The sequence below is a fragment of the Caballeronia insecticola genome, assembly GCF_000402035.1.
Classification (GTDB): Bacteria; Pseudomonadota; Gammaproteobacteria; order Burkholderiales; family Burkholderiaceae; genus Caballeronia; species Caballeronia insecticola.
The window spans coordinates 91,783-108,157 of sequence record NC_021295.1 but is presented as its reverse complement, the minus strand read 5'-3'; the positions used below and the strand labels follow the sequence as shown (position 1 = coordinate 108,157).

The window sequence follows — 16,375 nt, the reverse complement described above, 5'->3', positions numbered from 1 at the left end:
CGACCATGCCCCATTCGATTCCATCCCTGTGCGGCTCGCTCGCCGGGCAGCCGTTCACCTTCAACGTCAAGGTTCACAATGCGGCCTACCGGGCGCTCGGCGTGGACTACACGTTCGTCAGCTTCGGCGTCGAGGACGCCGCCGGGGCGATCGACGCCATGCGCACGCTCGGCATCCGCGGACTCAACGTGACCATGCCGCACAAGCAGGCGGTGATGCCCCATCTCGATGCGCTCGACGAAACCGCCCGCGAGATCGGCGCGGTCAACACCATCGACAACCGCGACGGCCATCTCACCGGCTACAACACGGACTGCGTCGGCGCCGTGCGCGCGCTCGAAGAGGCGACGCCGCTCGAAGGGCGGCGCGTCGCCCTGCTCGGCGCGGGCGGCGCGGCCCGCGCGATCGCGTGGGGCGTGCGGCGCGCCGGCGGCCGGGTCACCGTGTTCAACCGCACCGCGTCGCGCGCTCAGGCGCTCGCCGACGACTTCGGCCTCGCCTGCGGCGGCGAGCTGGGCGCGTTCGATCCGCATGGGTTCGACATCGTCGTCAACGCGACCGCCGCCGGTTTCCGCGCGCCGGACGTGAATCCATTGCGGCCCCGGCAGCTCGCACCGCATCTCGTCGTGATGGACGCGGCCTTCATTCCCGTTCGCACGAAGCTGATCCGCGACGCCGCCGAGCTCGGCTGCCGCGTGATCGACGGCACGCGCATGCTGCTGCATCAGTTCTGCGGTCAGGTCGAGTTATACACGGGCAAGGCAGCGCCACTGGAGGCGATGAGCGCCGCCCTGCTCGACGAAATCGCCCGCGTGGGCTAGGCCCGCTCGGATATCAGGAAAAAGCCGGCGGTCCCGCATCTCGCGCGAAGACGAGGACGGGACCTCCGCCAGCGGTTGCAGAAACGGAGAGAGACATCATGAAGCATCAGCCAGTCATCGCGGCCGCCGACGGCGGACTCGCACGCAACGCCGACGGCAACGTCAACAAGGGTCGTGACGAGGTCACGACGGGCGATCTGTATCGTGCCGCATGGGCCGCGTCGCTCGGCAGCGCGCTCGAATACTACGATTTCGCGCTCTATAACCTCGCGTCGGCACTGATCTTCGGGCCGCTGTTCTTCCCGTCGAGCGATCCCGCCATCGGTCTGATCGCGAGCTTCGGCGCCTACTTCCTCGGCTTCGCGATCCGGCCGGTGGGCGGGATCGTCTTCGGCACGCTCGGCGACCGTTACGGCCGCAAGTTCGTGCTGATGGCGACGATCCTGCTGATGGGCCTCGCCAGCACGCTCATCGGCCTGTTGCCGACCTACGCGAGCGCGGGCATCTGGGCGCCGGTCCTGCTCGTCGGCTGCCGCCTGCTGCAAGGTCTCGGCGCAGGCGCCGAACAGGCTGGCGCCGCCGTGCTGATGGCCGAATACGCGCCCGCGAAGCGGCGCGGCTACTTTGCCGCCCTGCCCTTCATGGGCGTGCTGCTCGGCACGGTGATGGCCGCCGCGATCTACTTCGCGCTGGTGCGGGTCGAGGATATCTCGCAAAGCTGGTTGTGGCGCGTGCCGTTCCTGCTGAGCGTGCTCATCATCGCGGTGGCGGTGTGGATCCGGCTGAAGCTGAAGGAGTCGCCGTCGTTCACGAAGCTCGAAGCGCGGCATCAGATCAACGACAGCCCGCTCAAGCATCTCATCAGGCATTCGAAGCCGACGCTGCTCAAGGTCATCGGCATGCGCATGGCGGAGAACGGCGGCTCGTCGATCTATCAGTCGCTCGCGATCAGCTACATGGCGACCGCGACCGGCCTGAAAGGACCGATCGGGCCGATCGCGCTGCTGCTCGCGGGCGTGTCGGGCGCGGTGATCATTCCGCTCACCGGCAAGCTCAGCGACCGCTTCGGACGGGTGCCCGTGTACCGTGCCTTTGCGCTGTACCAGCTGCTGCTGGCCTATCCGACATGGTGGGTGTTGAGCCAGGGCCACGCGGCAGCGAGCATCGCGATGCTGTGCGTCGCGCTCGCGGGCGTCTGGGGCATGTTCGCCACGCAAGGCGCGCTGCTGCCCGAGTTGTTCGGCGCGCAGCATCGCTATGCGGGCGTGGCGGTGGGACGCGAGGTGTCCGCCGTGATCGCGGGCGGTGTGGCGCCGCTGATCGGCGCGTCGATCATCGCCTGGGCGACCGCGCACTGGGGCGGCAGCGAAGGCCGCATTCTCGCGTGGATTCCGCTCGCCAGCTATGTCGCCATCCTGAGCCTGATCGGCGTCGTGACGACGTACTACACGCCCGAGACGCGCGGACGCGACCTCGACGATCTACGCGACGCCTCGGATGCCGGTTAGGCCAGCAGCCGCAAGGCATCCGCGAGCGACAGCACCGTCGTGCGCGAATCGAACGCGGTGGCAAACAGATGTTCATGCACCACCTGATCCGGGTCGTAACAGCAATCCTTGACCGTGTACAGGCGGAAGTCCGCATCGCTCGCATACGCGACCGACGACAGCACGACACCGGTCGACGCAATGCCGGCCATGATCAGCGAATCGACGCCGCGTGCGGCGAGTCGTTCCGCCAGACCGGTGCCGAAGAACACGCTGGCCCGGTGCGCGTCGATGAGCGGTTCATCATCCCGCGGGGCCAGCTCCGGCGCGGTCTGGTCGTCGATGAACAGACCTAGCCGCCTGATTCCCTGCCCGTTCTTGTTCAACGGGCTGACTTCCGGATAGCCCGGACTGAACCGCAGATTGACGAAATAGACGCCGACGCGCCTGGCCCGCGCCGCGTCGCACAGTCTGCGCGTATTGGCGACCAGCGCCGGCGCGACCGCTGGAAACAGCCCGAGAATATCGGCCTGGTAATGCATGACGATGAGCGCGGTGCGCGCCGGCGTGATCGCCGGAATCCGCGGGTTCATGCGCTCTGCAAGGTCGGCAGCCATATCGGTCTTCCCGGCGGGGCGATGCCAGAGTATGCGGCATCACGCCATTCTGCTTCAGACATCGCGCGTTCTTTTCCCGCCTTGCCCGCCCGGTCCGGGCCGCCATCCCCTATGCGAGCTTTCCCTGCCTCATGCAGGGAAGTCATGCGCCTCATGAGTTCTTTTCGATTGTCGTCGCAACCGGGCCGCGTCGAGAATGATTCCACCCCAGCCGTCGGCGCGGATGCGCGAGACCCGCGCGCACGCTCGACGCGTGCAGCCGACCGCGTCCGTGCTCAAACCAACCAGGAATGCGACGACCGATGAACCTTCGCGAATCCAGCAAGCACTTCGACCCATGCCTTCGAACCTGCGGCGAGACGCTCGTCACCTTGCTCGAACACTATGGCGTCGAGTACGTCTTCGGCATCCCGGGTGTGCACACCGTGGAGCTCTATCGCGGGCTGGCGCACTCGTCGATCCGGCACGTGACGCCTCGTCACGAACAGGGCGCGGGCTTCATGGCCGACGGCTACGCGCGTGTCACGGCCAAACCCGGCGTGTGCTTCATCATCACCGGCCCGGGCATGACCAACATCGCGACCGCGATGGCGCAAGCCTATGCCGACTCCATTCCGATGCTCGTGATCTCGAGCGTCAACGCGCGGAGCCACCTCGGCAACGGCGACGGCCGTCTGCATGAACTTCCCTCGCAGCGCGGCGTATTCGACGGACTCGCCGCGTTCTCTCACACCTTGCTGGATGCCGCGGAGTTGCCTCAGGTGCTGGCGCGCGCGTTCGCCGTATTCGAGAGCGCGCGGCCGCGGCCCGTGCATATCGAGATTCCGCTCGATGTCATCGTGTCCCCGCTGAGCGCGCTGAAGGCGGCGCCCGCCGGGCACGCGGCGAAGCCCGCCGCGCATCCCGCCGCGCTCGCCGCGGCCGCCGATCTGCTCGCCGATGCGCGCCGCCCGCTGATTCTCGCCGGCGGCGGTGCGGCACACGCAGCGGCCGAATTGCGCGAACTCGCCGAGCGGCTGCAGGCGCCGGTGGCGCTCACCATCAACGCGAAAGGACTTCTGCCGTGCGCCGAGCCGCTTCTCATCGGCTCGACCCAGTCGCTGCCGCCCACCCGCGCGATGATTCGCGAGGCCGACGTCGTGCTCGCGGTCGGCACCGAACTGGGCGAGACCGACTATGACGTGCTTTTCGATGGCGGCTTTTCGATCGACGGACAGCTCATCCGCGTCGATATCGATGCGCAGCAGGTCATGCGCAATGCCCGGCCGGACGTGGCGATCGTCGGCGACTCGCGCGAGGCGTTGAGCGCACTGTCGATCAGACTGCACGAGCGCCCGGTGCGTCCCGCCTCGCCGGACTGGGGCGCCGCGCGCGTGACGGCGGTGCGCGACGCCATCTTCGCCGGCTGCGACGCCGCGATGCGGTCGCAGAAGCGCCTGATCGACACGATCGTCGACGCGCTGCCCGAGGTCATCATTGCAGGCGATTCGACCAGCCCGGTCTACGCGGGCAATTTCCTCCACGATGCGCCGGCCCCGCGTTCATGGTTCAACTCCTCGACCGGCTACGGCACGCTCGGATACGGGCTGCCTGCGGCAATCGGCGCGAAGCTCGCCGCGCGTGAGCGGCCCGTGGTGTGTCTGATCGGCGACGGCGGCCTTCAGTTCACGCTGCCGGAGCTGGCGAGCGCGGTGGAAGCGCGCGTGCCGGTGATCGTGCTGCTCTGGAACAATTTCGGCTACGGCGAGATCCGGAAATATATGGGCCAGCGCGATATCTCGCCCGTCGGTGTCGATATCTACACGCCCGATTTCATGGCGCTGGCAAGCGCCTTCGGATGCGAGGCCGCGCGCGTCGACGATCCCCAGGCGCTCGACGCTCAATTGCGGCGGGCGGTCTCGCGCGAGATCCCGACCGTGATCGAGATTCGCGAAGCCGACTGGTTTGCCCGGGTGGCGTCATGAGCGCGCAGACACGTCCTCGTTTCGATTTCCCGCTGCGCACCCGGCTCTTCATCGATGGTTGCTGGTGCGTGCCCGAGACGAGGCGGCGCTTGCCCGTCGTCGATCCATCGACTGAAGAAACGATTGTCGAAGTGGAGGTCGGCGGCCCCGCCGATGTCGATTGCGCGGTGCGCGCGGCATCGCGTGCGCTGCGCGCCTGGAAGCAGACGTCGGGCGCGCAGCGTGCGGGTTTCCTGCGTGCGATTGCGCGCGGCGCGGAGGCGCATGGCGAGCGCCTCGCCGCGCTTCAGTCGCTCAACAACGGCAAGCCGATTGCCGAATCGCGCATCGACGTCGGCGACGTGGTCGCGACCTTCGACTACTACGCGGACCTCGCCGAAACACTGGATCGGGCGGAACAAGAGGTCGCGATTCCGAGCAGCGACCATCGCGCCGTGATCCGCCGTGAACCGGCAGGCGTGGCCGCCCTGATCGTGCCTTGGAACTTCCCCATGGTCACGACGGCGTGGAAGCTCGCTCCCGCGCTCGCCGCGGGATGCACGGTCGTGCTGAAGCCCTCCGAATTCACGCCCTTGCCGGAGCTGGAACTGGCCGCGATCGTCGAGCGCGCCGGTCTGCCGCCGGGCGTGTTCAATGTCGTGACAGGCACCGGCACGGAGGTCGGCGCCGCGCTCACGACGCATCCACTGGTGTCGAAGGTGTCCTTCACCGGCAGCACGGCGGTCGGCGAACAGGTCATGAAAGCGGCGGCGCAATCCATCAAGGGCGTGAGCCTCGAACTGGGCGGCAAGTCGTCGATCGTCGTTTTCGCGGACGCCGACCTCGATCTGGCCGTCGATCTCGTCACCGGCGGCGCGTTCTTCAATGCCGGACAGATGTGCTCGGCCACCTCGCGGGTGCTCGTCGAGCGGCCGCTGGCCGAGGCCCTGATCGCGCGTCTGGCCGACCGCGTGGCGCGAACGGTCGTCGGCGATCCGTTCGCATCCGGCGTGCAGATGGGGCCGCTCACGAACCGCGCGCAGTACGAACGCGTGCAACGTTTCATCGCGCGCGGCAAGACGGACGGCGCGAGTCTCGTGGTGCAGGGCGCAGCGCCGGAAGGCGCCGGCCTTTTCGTGCAACCGACGATGTTCGTCGATCTCCCCGTAGACAGCGCGGTGTGGCGGGAGGAGATTTTTGGGCCCGTGCTGTGCGTGCGCAGCTTCGAGACCGAAGACGAAGCGATCGCAACCGCCAACGATACCGAATTCGGCCTGGTCGCAACCGTCGTCACGCGCGACGAGGCACGCGGCCAGCGCGTGGCCGCGGCGCTGCAGGCGGGCGTGGTCTGGATCAACACACCGCAACTGATCTTTCCTCAGACTTCCTGGGGCGGCTACAAGAAGAGCAGCATCGGCCGCGAGCTGGGGCCATTCGGGCTGGCGGCATTCCAGGAAGTCAAACAGATATTGAGCGCGGCCCGCCCGGTCTGAAAGGCTTTTCGAAGCCCGAGCCATGCGTTCGGCTCATGGCAACCATGCCGAGATTTCGATTGTTGCCGAAATTTTGCATCCCTAGAGTGTTCTCACCGACGCCGTTGTTGATCGACCTACCGCATTCACCGACTGCTGCACCGTTTTAGCGAGGAGCGAGCCATGCAAGACATCAAACGAGGCAGAAGGCAGGCCATCAAGACCCTCGGTGCGGCGCTCGCCGCGTCGAGCCTGCCGATGCCGTTCATCAGCACGGCGCGCGCGCAGGAAAAGAACTTCGCCGGCAAGACGCTGCGCCTGCTGACATGGTCCGACGACACCGGCGCCGCGGCATTGCGCAATATCGCCGCGACCTTCAGTCAGAAGACCGGCGCGCGGGTCGTCGCCGACCGCGCCGACGGCACCTCCGGCATGGTGGCGAAAGTGAAGGCGGCCGGCGACCGCCCGACCTACGACGTGATCACGCTCGCGGGCGTGGGCGCTTCGGGCCTCGCGGACGCCGGCCTTCTGATGAAGCCCGATCTGAACCAGCTGCCGAACCTGAAGGACGTCGCCGCGCAGTACCGCACCGGCGCCAATGGTTTCGGGATCGGCTATCTGCTGTGGTCGGACGGCCTCATCTACAGCACGTCCTCGGTGAAGACGCCGCCGTCGACCTACGAGGCGCTCTGGGATCCGAAGTATGCCGGCCGGATCTTCCTGCCGCCGCCGGAATGGGCCGAAGCGGTCGATCTCGCGATCATCGCCGCCAAGATGGCGGGTGGCTCGCAGCAGAACATCGAGCCCGGCTTCGTGAAGCTCGCGCAGCTGAAGGACCGGGTGCTCACGCTCGGCGAGAATCCAAATCAGGTCGCCGATCTGTTTCGCACCGGATCGCTGGATATCGGCGGTATCTATTCGCCGGCATTCTTCCCCAATCAGTTGCGCAAGCCCGAATACAAGATGGCCGTCACGTACGGCATGAAGGAAGGCTTCGCGACACAGCTGATGTTCACCGTCATCCCGAAGGCGCATCCGGGCGACATCGAGCTGATCCACGCGTTCATCAACCATTCTCTCGACGCCGGCGTGCAGGGCCGCATGGCCGCCGACGTGCTCAATGGACCAGTGAACTCGAAAGCGGTGATCCCCGCCGAAAGCCGCGCGTTCGTGCCGTCTGCCCAACAGATCGCCGAGAACGCCGTGTTGCACGACGACAAGGCGCTGGCGGCGGTGCAGCCGGCCTGGATCAAGCGCTACACGGAAATCTTCTCGGCCTGACATCCATGTCCGCTCTTCTTTTCCGTCGCAGGACGGCCGCCATGGCGGACGTTCCGATCGGGCAGCCGGCGGCGCCCGCACTGCCCAGGGTGCCACCCTGGGTACTGCTCGCGCCGATCCTGGCATTTCTGGTGGTGCTCGTCGCGGCTTCGCTCGCGGTGCTGCGCATGAGCTTCGGGGTGTCGGGCAACGAGTGGCATGCATTCACGCTGCGCAATTACGCCGACCTCGCCGATTCGTACTTCCTGCGCTCGCTCTGGCTCACGCTGAAGCTCGCGTTTCAGAGCATGGTCTGCGCGGTGCTGCTCGCGATTCCGGTGGCGCTCGCGATGGCGCGCACGGAGTCGCGGCTGGCGCGGCGGCTCCTTCTCGCAGGCGTGCTTCTGCCGCTGCTCGTCAACCTGCTGCTGCAGGGCTACGGCTGGCTCGTGATGCTGGGGCCGGCGGGCATGGTCAATCATGCGCTGCTCGCCGCCGGCGTCGTGCGGCGTCCGCTGCAATGGCTGTACCGCGAGAACGGCGTGCTGCTCGGCCTGATCCAGACCGCGTTTCCGCTCGCCGTGCTGCCGCTGGCGAGCGCGATGCGCGCCATCTCGCGCGCCTACGAAGAAGCGGCCGCGACGCTCGGCGCGACCCGCTGGCAGACGCTGCGCCACATCGTCCTGCCGCTCGCGATGCCCGGCCTCGTGTCCGGCGCCCTGCTCGTTTTCGCCTACAACGCGAGCGCGTTCGCCGTGCCGCTGCTGCTCGGCGGGCGGCGCGTGCCGATGCTCGCCGTGCTGGTGCACGATCAGGTGGCGCCGCTCCTGAACTGGCCGGCGGCATCGGCATCCGGCGTGGTGCTGATGGTGGCGACGCTCGTCGTCATGTCGGTCTCGCAGCGGCTCGTACGCGGCATGCAACGCACGGAGGCGAGCGGATCATGAATACCCCGCGCCTCTCCGCGATCATGCCGGGACGGCTGAGCCGCGCCACCAGCCTGCTCGCGACCATCGTGCTGTTTCTCGCGGCACTGCCGATCCTGACGATGATCACGATGTCGTTCGGCGATTCGGATACGCTCGAATTCCCGCCGCGGAGCTTCGGACTGCGCTGGTATCACGCCGCGTGGCACACGTTCCTGTCGCCGGACGCCAGCGATGTGCTGTCGATGGGCGCCGCGCTGACGACGAGCCTGATCGTCGCGATCTCGACGATGATCCTCGCCACCGCCGTCTCGGTGCCCGCCGCTTACGCGCTGTCACGCTACCGCTTTCGCGGCAAGACCGTGATCGAACAGCTCGTCGCCCTGCCGCTCGTCTATCCGCTCGTGATGCTCGGGCTCTCGCTGCTGCTCGTGTTCAACGCGCTGCCGGTCGAGCTCGGCATCCTGCGGCTGATCATCGCGCACGTGATTCTCGCCTTGCCGTTCACGGTGAAGAACTGCGCCGCATCGGTCGCATCGATCGGCCCCGAGTTCGAGGAGGCCGCGTGCCTGATGGGCGCGAGCCCGCGCCGCGCGATCGTCGATGTGATCCTGCCGCTCATGCGGCCGGGCATTCTGGCCGGCATGCTGTTCGCCTTCATCATCTCGTTCAACGAATTCACGGTGACATTCTTTCTGTACGGCATCGATACGATGACGTTGCCGATCTGGCTGTACAGCCGCACCGTGTCATCGCTCGATCCGACCGTGTTCTCGTTCGCGGTCGTCATCGTGCTGATCGATTTCGCATTGATCTGGCTGCTCGAAAAACTGGTCGGCGACGCAGGCGTCGCGCTGTAAGGGGAGAACGCTCATGACTCATCTGACGCTTCAGGCGGTGACGAAGCGCTTTCACACCGCCTATGCCGTCGACCACGTCGATCTCGCCGTGCCCGACGGCAAGCTGGTGTGCTTTCTCGGACCCTCCGGTTGCGGCAAGACGACGCTGCTCCGGATCATCGCGGGCCTCGAAACGGCGACCTCCGGAACCGTCGCATTTGCCGGGCGCGACCTGACGCGCGTGCCCGCGAACCAGCGCGATTTCGGCATGGTGTTCCAGTCGCTCGCGCTCTTTCCTCACATGACGGTAGCGCAGAACATCGCCTATCCGCTGCGGCTGCGCCGCGTCGCGAAGGACGCGCAGGCGGCGCGGGTCGCCGAACTGCTCGAACTGATCCAGTTGCCGCACATGGCGGACCGGCCGATCTCGCGGCTCTCGGGCGGGCAGCGTCAGCGCGTGGCCATCGCCCGCGCGATCGCGTCGTCGCCGAAACTGCTGCTGCTCGACGAACCGCTCTCCGCGCTCGACGCCAAGCTGCGCGAGGCCATGCAGGTCGAGATCCGTCTGCTGCAGCAACGCCTCGGCATCACCACGATCATGGTGACACATGACCAGCGCGAGGCCATGACGATGGCCGACGAAATCGTGGTGATGGAGAAAGGACGCATCGCGCAGGTCGGCAAGCCGCTCGACATCTATCGCAATCCCGTCAGCGAGTTCGTCGCCGATTTCATCGGCCTGGGCAACATCCTGCCGGTGACACTCGACGGCACCGACCGCATCGCGCTTCCCGGCGGCCAGCAGATCCTCGTCGATGCCGTGCAGCGCGCAACAGGCACGACAGGCACGACGGGCACGACAGGCGATGTCCGCTTGCTGATCCGCCCCGAGGACGTCTCGATGCGAGCGGTCATGGGCAATCCGGGACCCAACGTGCTGGCGGGCAAAGTGGCGTTCATCCGGGATGTCGGCTCGTCGCTCGAAGCCACCATCGAATGCGCCGGCTTCACGCTCACCGCGGCCACGACCCCGCGCGAAACACCGGATCTTCGCGTTGGCATGCCCATCTTCGCTGAATTGCCTCCGCATGCCTGCAAGCTCATCGCGGCACGTACCGCCCATTGATTCACACCGACCAAGACATAGTCACAGGAGACACCCCATGAACACGACGACTTCCGTGCAGCGCTTCTTCAAGCGCGCGACCGCCACGCTGGCCCTCTCGGGCGTCGTGGGCCTTTGCGCATTCGCGCCGCTCGCGCAGGCCGATGCGCTCGACTCGATCAGCAAATCCGGGGTGGTGCGAATCGGCGTCTTCGAGGACTATCCGCCGTTCGGCTCGATCGGGCCGGACATGAAGCCGCAAGGCTACGACATCGATGTGTCGAATCTGATCGGCAAGACGCTCAACGCGAAGGTCGAACTGATTCAGGTCACGGGCGACAACCGCATGGCGTACCTCGTCGATCATAAGGCCGACATGCTGCTCTCGGTCGGCAAGACGCCGGAACGCGAAAAGGTGATCGACTTCTCGCAGGCGTATGCGCCGTACAACCTCGCGGTGTTCGGGCCGAAGACGCTGGCCGTGAAGAACGCGGCCGATCTGGCCGGCAAGAGCATTGCGGTTGCGCGCGGCACGCTCGAAGACCTGAGCGTGAGCAAGGTCGCGCCGCCGTCCGCGACCATCAAGCGCTTCGATGACCCGAATGGCGCAATCTCCGCGTTTCTGGCCGGGCAGACGCAATTGCTCGTGGTCGGCAACGACGTGGGCGCGACCATCATCGCCCGTCATCCCTCGAACGATCCCGAGCAGAAATTTTCCCTCTTCAGCTCGCCCGATCACGTCGGCCTGAACAAGAACGAACCGCGCCTCAAGCAGAAGGTGGACGAGGCCATCGCCGCCGCGAAGAAGGACGGCACGATGAACGCGATCTCGCAGAAATGGCTGCGCGCACCGCTGCCGGCCGACCTGTGATGCGCTTCGCTTTCTCGTTCAGTCGCACGCTGGGGATACCTCGATGACCTACACGTTCGATTTCAGCGACTTCGGCCTCTACGTGGATGTGCTCGCGCACGGCGTGGCGGTCACGCTCGGCCTCACCGCCGTATCGACGCTCCTGGGCGGTCTGGTCGGTATCGGCGGAGCGTGCCTCGCCGTGACGGGGTCGAAGCCGGTTCGCGCCGTCGTGGCCACGTATGTCGAGCTCATTCGCAATACGCCGTTTCTCGTGCAGCTGTTCTTCGTGTTCTTCGGGCTGCCGAGCCTCGGCGTGCACATCGGCGAAATCGAAGCCGCCGTGCTCGCGATGACGGTCAACCTCGGTGCGTATGCGACAGAAATAGTTCGGGCGGGCATCGACTCGATTCCGCGCGGGCAGGTCCAGGCCGCGATGGCGCTCGGCTTGCGGGGCCCGCATGTCTTTCGCCACGTCGTGTTGCCGCAGGCGCTCGCCAACGTATTTCCGGCGTTGCTCGGTCAGGTGCTGATCGTGATGCTCGGCTCCGCGGTCGTATCGCAGATCTCGGTGCCGGACCTGACCCATGCCGCGAGTTTCATTCAGTCGCGCAACTTCCGTTCGTTCGAATGCTACGTGATCGTCACCGCGATCTATCTGCTGCTGTCGATCGTGCTGCGCCTTCTGATCAACCGTCTCGGCCGGCGGCTGTTCGCGGGGCGCGCGGCCCACGGCATCACGATCGCGCCCCGGCGCGGGTTGCGCGGCCTTTTTTCCGTACGTGCCGCCGTGGCTGATCCCGGCCTTCCGAAGGAGCGTTCACGATGATCGAGTTCACGCTATGGGATATCGCGCGCAATCTGATGCTCGCCGCGCGCTGGACCGTTCTGCTTTCGTTGATCGCGTTCGTCGGCGGCGGGCTGGCCGGGCTGATGTTGCTCGTCATGCGCATGTCGCCGCTGCCGTGGCTGCGCAGGTTCGTGATGCTGTACGTCGAAGTGTTCCAGGGCACGCCGCTGCTGATGCAGCTCTTCCTCGGCTTCTTCGGCTTGCCGATGCTGGGCGTCGAGGTGTCGCCCTGGGCCGCGGCAACGGTCACGCTCACGCTCTATACGGGCGCCTATCTCTCCGACATCTGGCGCGGCTGCGTCGAGGCGGTGCCGCGCGGTCAATGGAGCGCGGCAGCGAGCCTCGGCATGACATGGACGCAGCAGTTCCGCTATGTGGTGTGGCCGCAGGCATGGAAGATCGCCGTGCCGCCCACCGTCGGCTTCCTGGTGCAGGTCGTGAAGAGCACCGCGCTCACGTCGATCATCGGGCTCACGGAACTGACCAAGACCGGAACCATGATCACCAACGCGGTGTTTCGCCCTTTCCCGATTTATGCCCTCGTCGCCTTGCTGTACTTCGCGATGTGCTTTCCGCTGACCTGGTATGCGCGCGCGCTCGAACGCCGGTATCGGGTCGGCCGGCATCGCTGAAGCTCGATGCAGTGTCCAACGTTCTTTCAAAACGGGTTTGCGCATGATATCCATCGGTAACGTGTCGAAGTGGTACGGCCAGTTCCAGGTTCTGACCGATTGCACCACCAGCGTCAGCAAAGGCGAAGTAGTCGTGGTCTGCGGGCCGTCCGGGTCCGGCAAATCGACGCTCATCAAGACGGTCAACGGACTCGAACCGTTCCAGAGCGGGAGCATCACGATCAACGGCGAGTCCGTCCACGACAAGCGGACCAATCTGTCGAAACTGCGCTCGAAGGTCGGGATGGTGTTTCAGCATTTCGAGCTGTTCCCGCATATGTCGATCACGGAAAACCTCACGCTCGCGCAGACGAAAGTGCTGGGCCGCTCGAAAGACGAGGCGTCCGACAAGGCGCTGCGCCTGCTCCAGAGAGTCGGCCTGCGCGCGCACGCGGACAAATATCCCGGGCAGCTTTCCGGCGGCCAGCAGCAGCGCGTGGCGATCGCGCGCGCGTTGTCGATGGATCCGGTCGCGATGCTGTTCGACGAACCGACTTCCGCGCTCGATCCCGAGATGATCAACGAAGTGCTGGATGTGATGGTCGAACTGGCCCAGGAAGGCATGACGATGATGTGCGTCACGCATGAAATGGGCTTCGCCAGAAAGGTCGCGCACCGGGTGATCTTCATGGATCACGGGCGCATCGTCGAAGACGACGACAAGGACGCGTTCTTCGCTCATCCGCGCTCCGAACGTGCGAGGGAATTTCTGGGCAAGATACTTCATTGATAACGTGCCGCCGTCGTCATCGCGCCGCGTCCGGCTTGCTACACTCTTTCCGCAGCATACGATTCCCGTGACCGGAGACACGCCCCATGCGACGACTTCCTCCGCTCAATGCCTTGCAGATCTTCGAGACGGTCGCGCGTCATCGCAGTTTCACGCGCGCGGCTGAACATCTGTGTCTCACGCAAGGGGCGATCAGCCGGCAGATTCTTGCGCTGGAGGAGTATTTCGGATTTCCTCTTTTCTTACGGGGCCCAAAGGGACTGACCTTGACCGCTGAAGGCGATGTGCTGCTGCCCGTTGTCAGAGAGGGGTTCGCGCGTATCGAGGAGGTATCGCTGCGTCTCACGCGCCAGCGCACCGATCTCGCGCTGAAAGTCCCGACCTGCGTGATGCGCTGGATGCTGCCGAGGATCATGCGTTTTCAGAGCGAGCATCCCGAGTTGCAACTGCAGATCACGACGACCTGGCAACACGACGTCGACTTTCAGGTGGAGTCGTTCGATGCGGCGATCATCTATGGTTCGTCGCCCGGTGCGGACGTGCATGCCTTGCCGCTCTTCGACGAGCAGCTTACGCCCGTGTGCTCACCGGATCTGCTCAGTAAGAGGCCGCTCGCCGCCACGGCGGATCTCGCGCATCATGCGCTGCTGCATCCGACGCGAGATCACCGCGACTGGAAGCGATGGCTCGACCGCGCCGGTGCGAGCGAGATCGACGCGACCCTCGGCCCGACGTTCGAAACACTCGATCTGGCGACGAATGCCGCCATGCAGGGCTTCGGCGTTGCGATCAGCGACCGAACCCTGGTCAGCGAAGACGTGGCCGCCCGGCGGCTCGTCATGCCGTTCGATACCGTGCTCGAAACGGGGGCGCGCTATTACTTCGTCTATCCGGATTGCGTCGCGAATCAGCCGAAGGTGAAGCTCTTCAGTGAATGGATCACGCACAACCGGGATGCTGTTTCGGCCATTGGATAGCTCCTCGCGTTCGATAAGCCGTGGGCCACCCCGAACGCTCTCTCGGCAATGAAACAAGGGCTCACGGGCACAAGCCACGAGAACCTCGCTTCACGCGTGAAGCGCTCGACGTGATATTTCTGCGCGAATCTCCCTCCACCATGCATGAGGATCGCGTTCTCGCATACGTTCAAGCACGCATCCTCAGCCAGGAATTGCGTGGAAATTCGCTTCGGCTGCTCCATTCCTAGCAGCATCGCAACGTGATGCGGCCTTCGGCAACCTCGGGTTCGCCGATTCGGGCCCAGTCCACATGGGCGCGAGCGCATGCGGTATGCCCTGATTCTTTCCAATCGAGCACGACGTGCTTGCGCACGGCGCCGCCCGCGCTCCAGCCGACACATCCAGACCTTCCAGAGGTTCGGGCATATCTCCGGCACGACACCGTCCGTCTCGCGTGGCTGTCCCGTCGGCAGCGCGGCGAGGCCGTTTCCCTATTATCACCACCAGGTGGTGAGGTGTTCGCAACGAAGGCCGGATTCTGTTTTAAAAAGCGCGAATTTAAACTGGGTTCCATTGAGTTCGCGGCAGGTTTAGTCGGATTTTCGATCGCGATCTGCTGCTAACCACTCATATGTGTGAACCCGAATTCACGCTAACAGCGTTCATTGCGCCCACAAACTTCTTAAGGAAAGCATCATGTCGAAGCCCTTCGCAAATGTTCAGGTCGGCCCGTACGAATTTTCGCATCGCGTTGTCCTTGCACCCTTGTCACGGCTGCGCGCGGAGGAAGGAGGCATTCCCGGCGCGCTAATGGCCGAGTACTACTCGCAGCGGGCGTCCCAGGGTGGATTTTTGATCACCGAGTCGTCGGCCGTGTTGGCAGACGGAAATGGATATCTGGGCTCCCCCGGCATGTACGACGACCGCCAGGTTGCCGGATGGCGTCTGGTGACGGATGCGGTTCACGCCAAGGGCGGCAAGGTGTTCGCTCAGATCTATCATGCGGGCCGGCAATCACATGAGGATCTGCGACCGAAGCACGATCGGCCCGTCGGCCCGTCCGAAGTCCCGCATAACACGTTGGCTCATACGTCGAGCGGCTGGGCGCCAGCTACGCCGAATCGCGCTCTTGAAATCGAGGAACTGCCCGCGATTGTCGAAGGCTTCCGTGCAGCGGCGCAGCGCGCAATGGCGGCAGGCTTCGACGGCGTCGAACTGCACGGCGCGAATGGCTATCTTCTGGACCAGTTCCTGCAGGACGGCAGCAACAAGCGTACGGATAGCTACGGCGGATCCATTGCGAATCGCGCAAGGCTGCTTTTGGAAGCCACTCGTGCCGTGATCTCCGTATGGGGCAGCCAGCGTGTCGCCGTACGTCTGAGCCCGGGCAGCAGCTTCGGCGAAATGGTGGACAGTAACCCGCACCCATTGTTCGAGTATGTGGTGAAAGACCTCGACAAGCTGAATCTGGCTTATCTGCATCTGATTGAACCGCGTTGGCTTGCAGAGGACGGAGGTGAAGAACAGAAACCCGTGGTGACACGAGAGTTGCGACACCATTATTCCGGCGTGGTCATCGCTGCCGGTGGCTTCGAGGGTCGATCGGCCCAAGCCCTTGTCGAGGAAGGAGACGCCGATCTGATCGCCTTTGGACGTCATTTCGTTGCCAATCCTGATCTGCCGAAGAGACTGCGCCGCAACCTGCCGCTCAATCGTTACGATCGCTCTACTTTCTATGGCGGCTCGGACGTCGGCTACACCGACTATCCGTTCCATCAAGACGAAGAAGAACTGACCGAAGCCTGAACGTGGCGCTGGCGGGGACACTTGTCTGTGACTCCGCCA

The 16,375-nt window shown here is 65.1% G+C and carries 15 protein-coding genes; 14 read left to right on the top strand and 1 reads right to left on the bottom strand.

Going from position 1 to position 16,375, the window contains the following annotated elements; all coding sequences use genetic code 11:
- Window positions 1–5 precede the first annotated feature (5 nt).
- Both aroE and BRPE64_RS30920 read left to right on the top strand, forming a co-directional pair.
- Window positions 6–821, top strand: coding sequence for a shikimate dehydrogenase (gene aroE, locus BRPE64_RS30925; RefSeq protein ID WP_044044066.1), 816 nt, complete (start codon window positions 6–8; stop codon window positions 819–821).
- 98 nt (window positions 822–919) lie between these two features.
- Window positions 920–2,329, top strand: coding sequence for an MFS transporter (locus BRPE64_RS30920; protein ID WP_044044306.1), 1,410 nt, complete (start codon window positions 920–922; stop codon window positions 2,327–2,329).
- Here BRPE64_RS30920 and BRPE64_RS30915 read toward each other — a convergent pair.
- Window positions 2,326–2,925 (bottom strand): isochorismatase family cysteine hydrolase, encoded by a 600-nt coding sequence (locus BRPE64_RS30915; RefSeq protein ID WP_051180602.1) that lies wholly within the window; start codon window positions 2,923–2,925, stop codon window positions 2,326–2,328. The genes BRPE64_RS30920 and BRPE64_RS30915 overlap by 4 nt on opposite strands.
- 302 nt (window positions 2,926–3,227) lie before the next feature.
- On the opposite strand from BRPE64_RS30915, the gene BRPE64_RS30910 reads away from it, so the two are divergent.
- The 12 genes from BRPE64_RS30910 to BRPE64_RS30855 all read left to right on the top strand — a co-directional run bounded on the left by BRPE64_RS30910 (window position 3,228) and on the right by BRPE64_RS30855 (window position 16,336).
- Entirely contained in the window at window positions 3,228–4,889 is a 1,662-nt protein-coding gene (locus BRPE64_RS30910) for a 5-guanidino-2-oxopentanoate decarboxylase (protein ID WP_051180601.1), read from the top strand.
- A complete protein-coding gene (locus BRPE64_RS30905; protein WP_044044063.1) occupies window positions 4,886–6,361 on the top strand; it encodes an aldehyde dehydrogenase family protein in 1,476 nt (491 codons plus the stop codon). The genes BRPE64_RS30910 and BRPE64_RS30905 overlap by 4 nt, the downstream gene beginning before the upstream one ends.
- 162 nt (window positions 6,362–6,523) lie before the next feature.
- A complete protein-coding gene (locus tag BRPE64_RS30900) occupies window positions 6,524–7,621 on the top strand; it encodes an ABC transporter substrate-binding protein (RefSeq protein ID WP_044044061.1) in 1,098 nt (365 codons plus the stop codon).
- Window positions 7,622–7,626: 5 nt separating this feature from the next.
- The gene (locus BRPE64_RS30895; RefSeq protein WP_044044059.1) at window positions 7,627–8,547 is read left to right on the top strand and encodes an ABC transporter permease; all 921 of its coding nucleotides are present in this window, start codon (window positions 7,627–7,629) and stop codon (window positions 8,545–8,547) included.
- Window positions 8,544–9,386 (top strand): ABC transporter permease, encoded by an 843-nt coding sequence (locus BRPE64_RS30890; RefSeq protein WP_044044058.1) that lies wholly within the window; start codon window positions 8,544–8,546, stop codon window positions 9,384–9,386. Before BRPE64_RS30895 ends, BRPE64_RS30890 begins: the two co-directional genes overlap by 4 nt.
- Before the next feature lie 13 nt (window positions 9,387–9,399).
- Window positions 9,400–10,491 carry an ABC transporter ATP-binding protein gene (locus BRPE64_RS30885; RefSeq protein ID WP_044044056.1) on the top strand — a complete coding sequence of 364 codons (1,092 nt, stop codon included), beginning with the start codon at window positions 9,400–9,402 and terminating at the stop codon, window positions 10,489–10,491.
- Window positions 10,492–10,528: 37 nt separating this feature from the next.
- Entirely contained in the window at window positions 10,529–11,341 is an 813-nt protein-coding gene (locus BRPE64_RS30880) for a transporter substrate-binding domain-containing protein (protein WP_044044054.1), read from the top strand.
- Window positions 11,342–11,384: 43 nt separating this feature from the next.
- Window positions 11,385–12,149, top strand: a complete 765-nt coding sequence (locus BRPE64_RS30875) for an amino acid ABC transporter permease (protein ID WP_044044053.1) — start codon at window positions 11,385–11,387, stop codon at window positions 12,147–12,149.
- Window positions 12,146–12,802 carry an amino acid ABC transporter permease gene (locus BRPE64_RS30870; RefSeq protein ID WP_044044051.1) on the top strand — a complete coding sequence of 219 codons (657 nt, stop codon included), beginning with the start codon at window positions 12,146–12,148 and terminating at the stop codon, window positions 12,800–12,802. The genes BRPE64_RS30875 and BRPE64_RS30870 overlap by 4 nt, the downstream gene beginning before the upstream one ends.
- 43 nt (window positions 12,803–12,845) lie before the next feature.
- Entirely contained in the window at window positions 12,846–13,571 is a 726-nt protein-coding gene (locus BRPE64_RS30865; protein ID WP_044044050.1) for an amino acid ABC transporter ATP-binding protein, read from the top strand.
- 86 nt (window positions 13,572–13,657) lie between these two features.
- A complete protein-coding gene (locus tag BRPE64_RS30860) occupies window positions 13,658–14,548 on the top strand; it encodes a LysR substrate-binding domain-containing protein (protein ID WP_044044048.1) in 891 nt (296 codons plus the stop codon).
- Between the two features lie 678 nt (window positions 14,549–15,226).
- Window positions 15,227–16,336, top strand: a complete 1,110-nt coding sequence (locus tag BRPE64_RS30855; protein ID WP_044044046.1) for an alkene reductase — start codon at window positions 15,227–15,229, stop codon at window positions 16,334–16,336.
- The last annotated feature ends 39 nt before the right edge of the window (window positions 16,337–16,375 follow it).

Bases quoted from the DNA above. Each gene is read 5' to 3' on its own strand.
- aroE (WP_044044066.1), top strand. From the start codon at position 6: ATGCCCCATTCGATTCCATCCCTGTGCGGCTCGCTCGCCGGGCAGCCG.
- BRPE64_RS30920 (WP_044044306.1), top strand. From the start codon at position 920: ATGAAGCATCAGCCAGTCATCGCGGCCGCCGACGGCGGACTCGCACGC.
- BRPE64_RS30915 (WP_051180602.1), bottom strand. From the start codon at position 2,925: ATGGCTGCCGACCTTGCAGAGCGCATGAACCCGCGGATTCCGGCGATC.
- BRPE64_RS30910 (WP_051180601.1), top strand. From the start codon at position 3,228: ATGAACCTTCGCGAATCCAGCAAGCACTTCGACCCATGCCTTCGAACC.
- BRPE64_RS30905 (WP_044044063.1), top strand. From the start codon at position 4,886: ATGAGCGCGCAGACACGTCCTCGTTTCGATTTCCCGCTGCGCACCCGG.
- BRPE64_RS30900 (WP_044044061.1), top strand. From the start codon at position 6,524: ATGCAAGACATCAAACGAGGCAGAAGGCAGGCCATCAAGACCCTCGGT.
- BRPE64_RS30895 (WP_044044059.1), top strand. From the start codon at position 7,627: ATGTCCGCTCTTCTTTTCCGTCGCAGGACGGCCGCCATGGCGGACGTT.
- BRPE64_RS30890 (WP_044044058.1), top strand. From the start codon at position 8,544: ATGAATACCCCGCGCCTCTCCGCGATCATGCCGGGACGGCTGAGCCGC.
- BRPE64_RS30885 (WP_044044056.1), top strand. From the start codon at position 9,400: ATGACTCATCTGACGCTTCAGGCGGTGACGAAGCGCTTTCACACCGCC.
- BRPE64_RS30880 (WP_044044054.1), top strand. From the start codon at position 10,529: ATGAACACGACGACTTCCGTGCAGCGCTTCTTCAAGCGCGCGACCGCC.
- BRPE64_RS30875 (WP_044044053.1), top strand. From the start codon at position 11,385: ATGACCTACACGTTCGATTTCAGCGACTTCGGCCTCTACGTGGATGTG.
- BRPE64_RS30870 (WP_044044051.1), top strand. From the start codon at position 12,146: ATGATCGAGTTCACGCTATGGGATATCGCGCGCAATCTGATGCTCGCC.
- BRPE64_RS30865 (WP_044044050.1), top strand. From the start codon at position 12,846: ATGATATCCATCGGTAACGTGTCGAAGTGGTACGGCCAGTTCCAGGTT.
- BRPE64_RS30860 (WP_044044048.1), top strand. From the start codon at position 13,658: ATGCGACGACTTCCTCCGCTCAATGCCTTGCAGATCTTCGAGACGGTC.
- BRPE64_RS30855 (WP_044044046.1), top strand. From the start codon at position 15,227: ATGTCGAAGCCCTTCGCAAATGTTCAGGTCGGCCCGTACGAATTTTCG.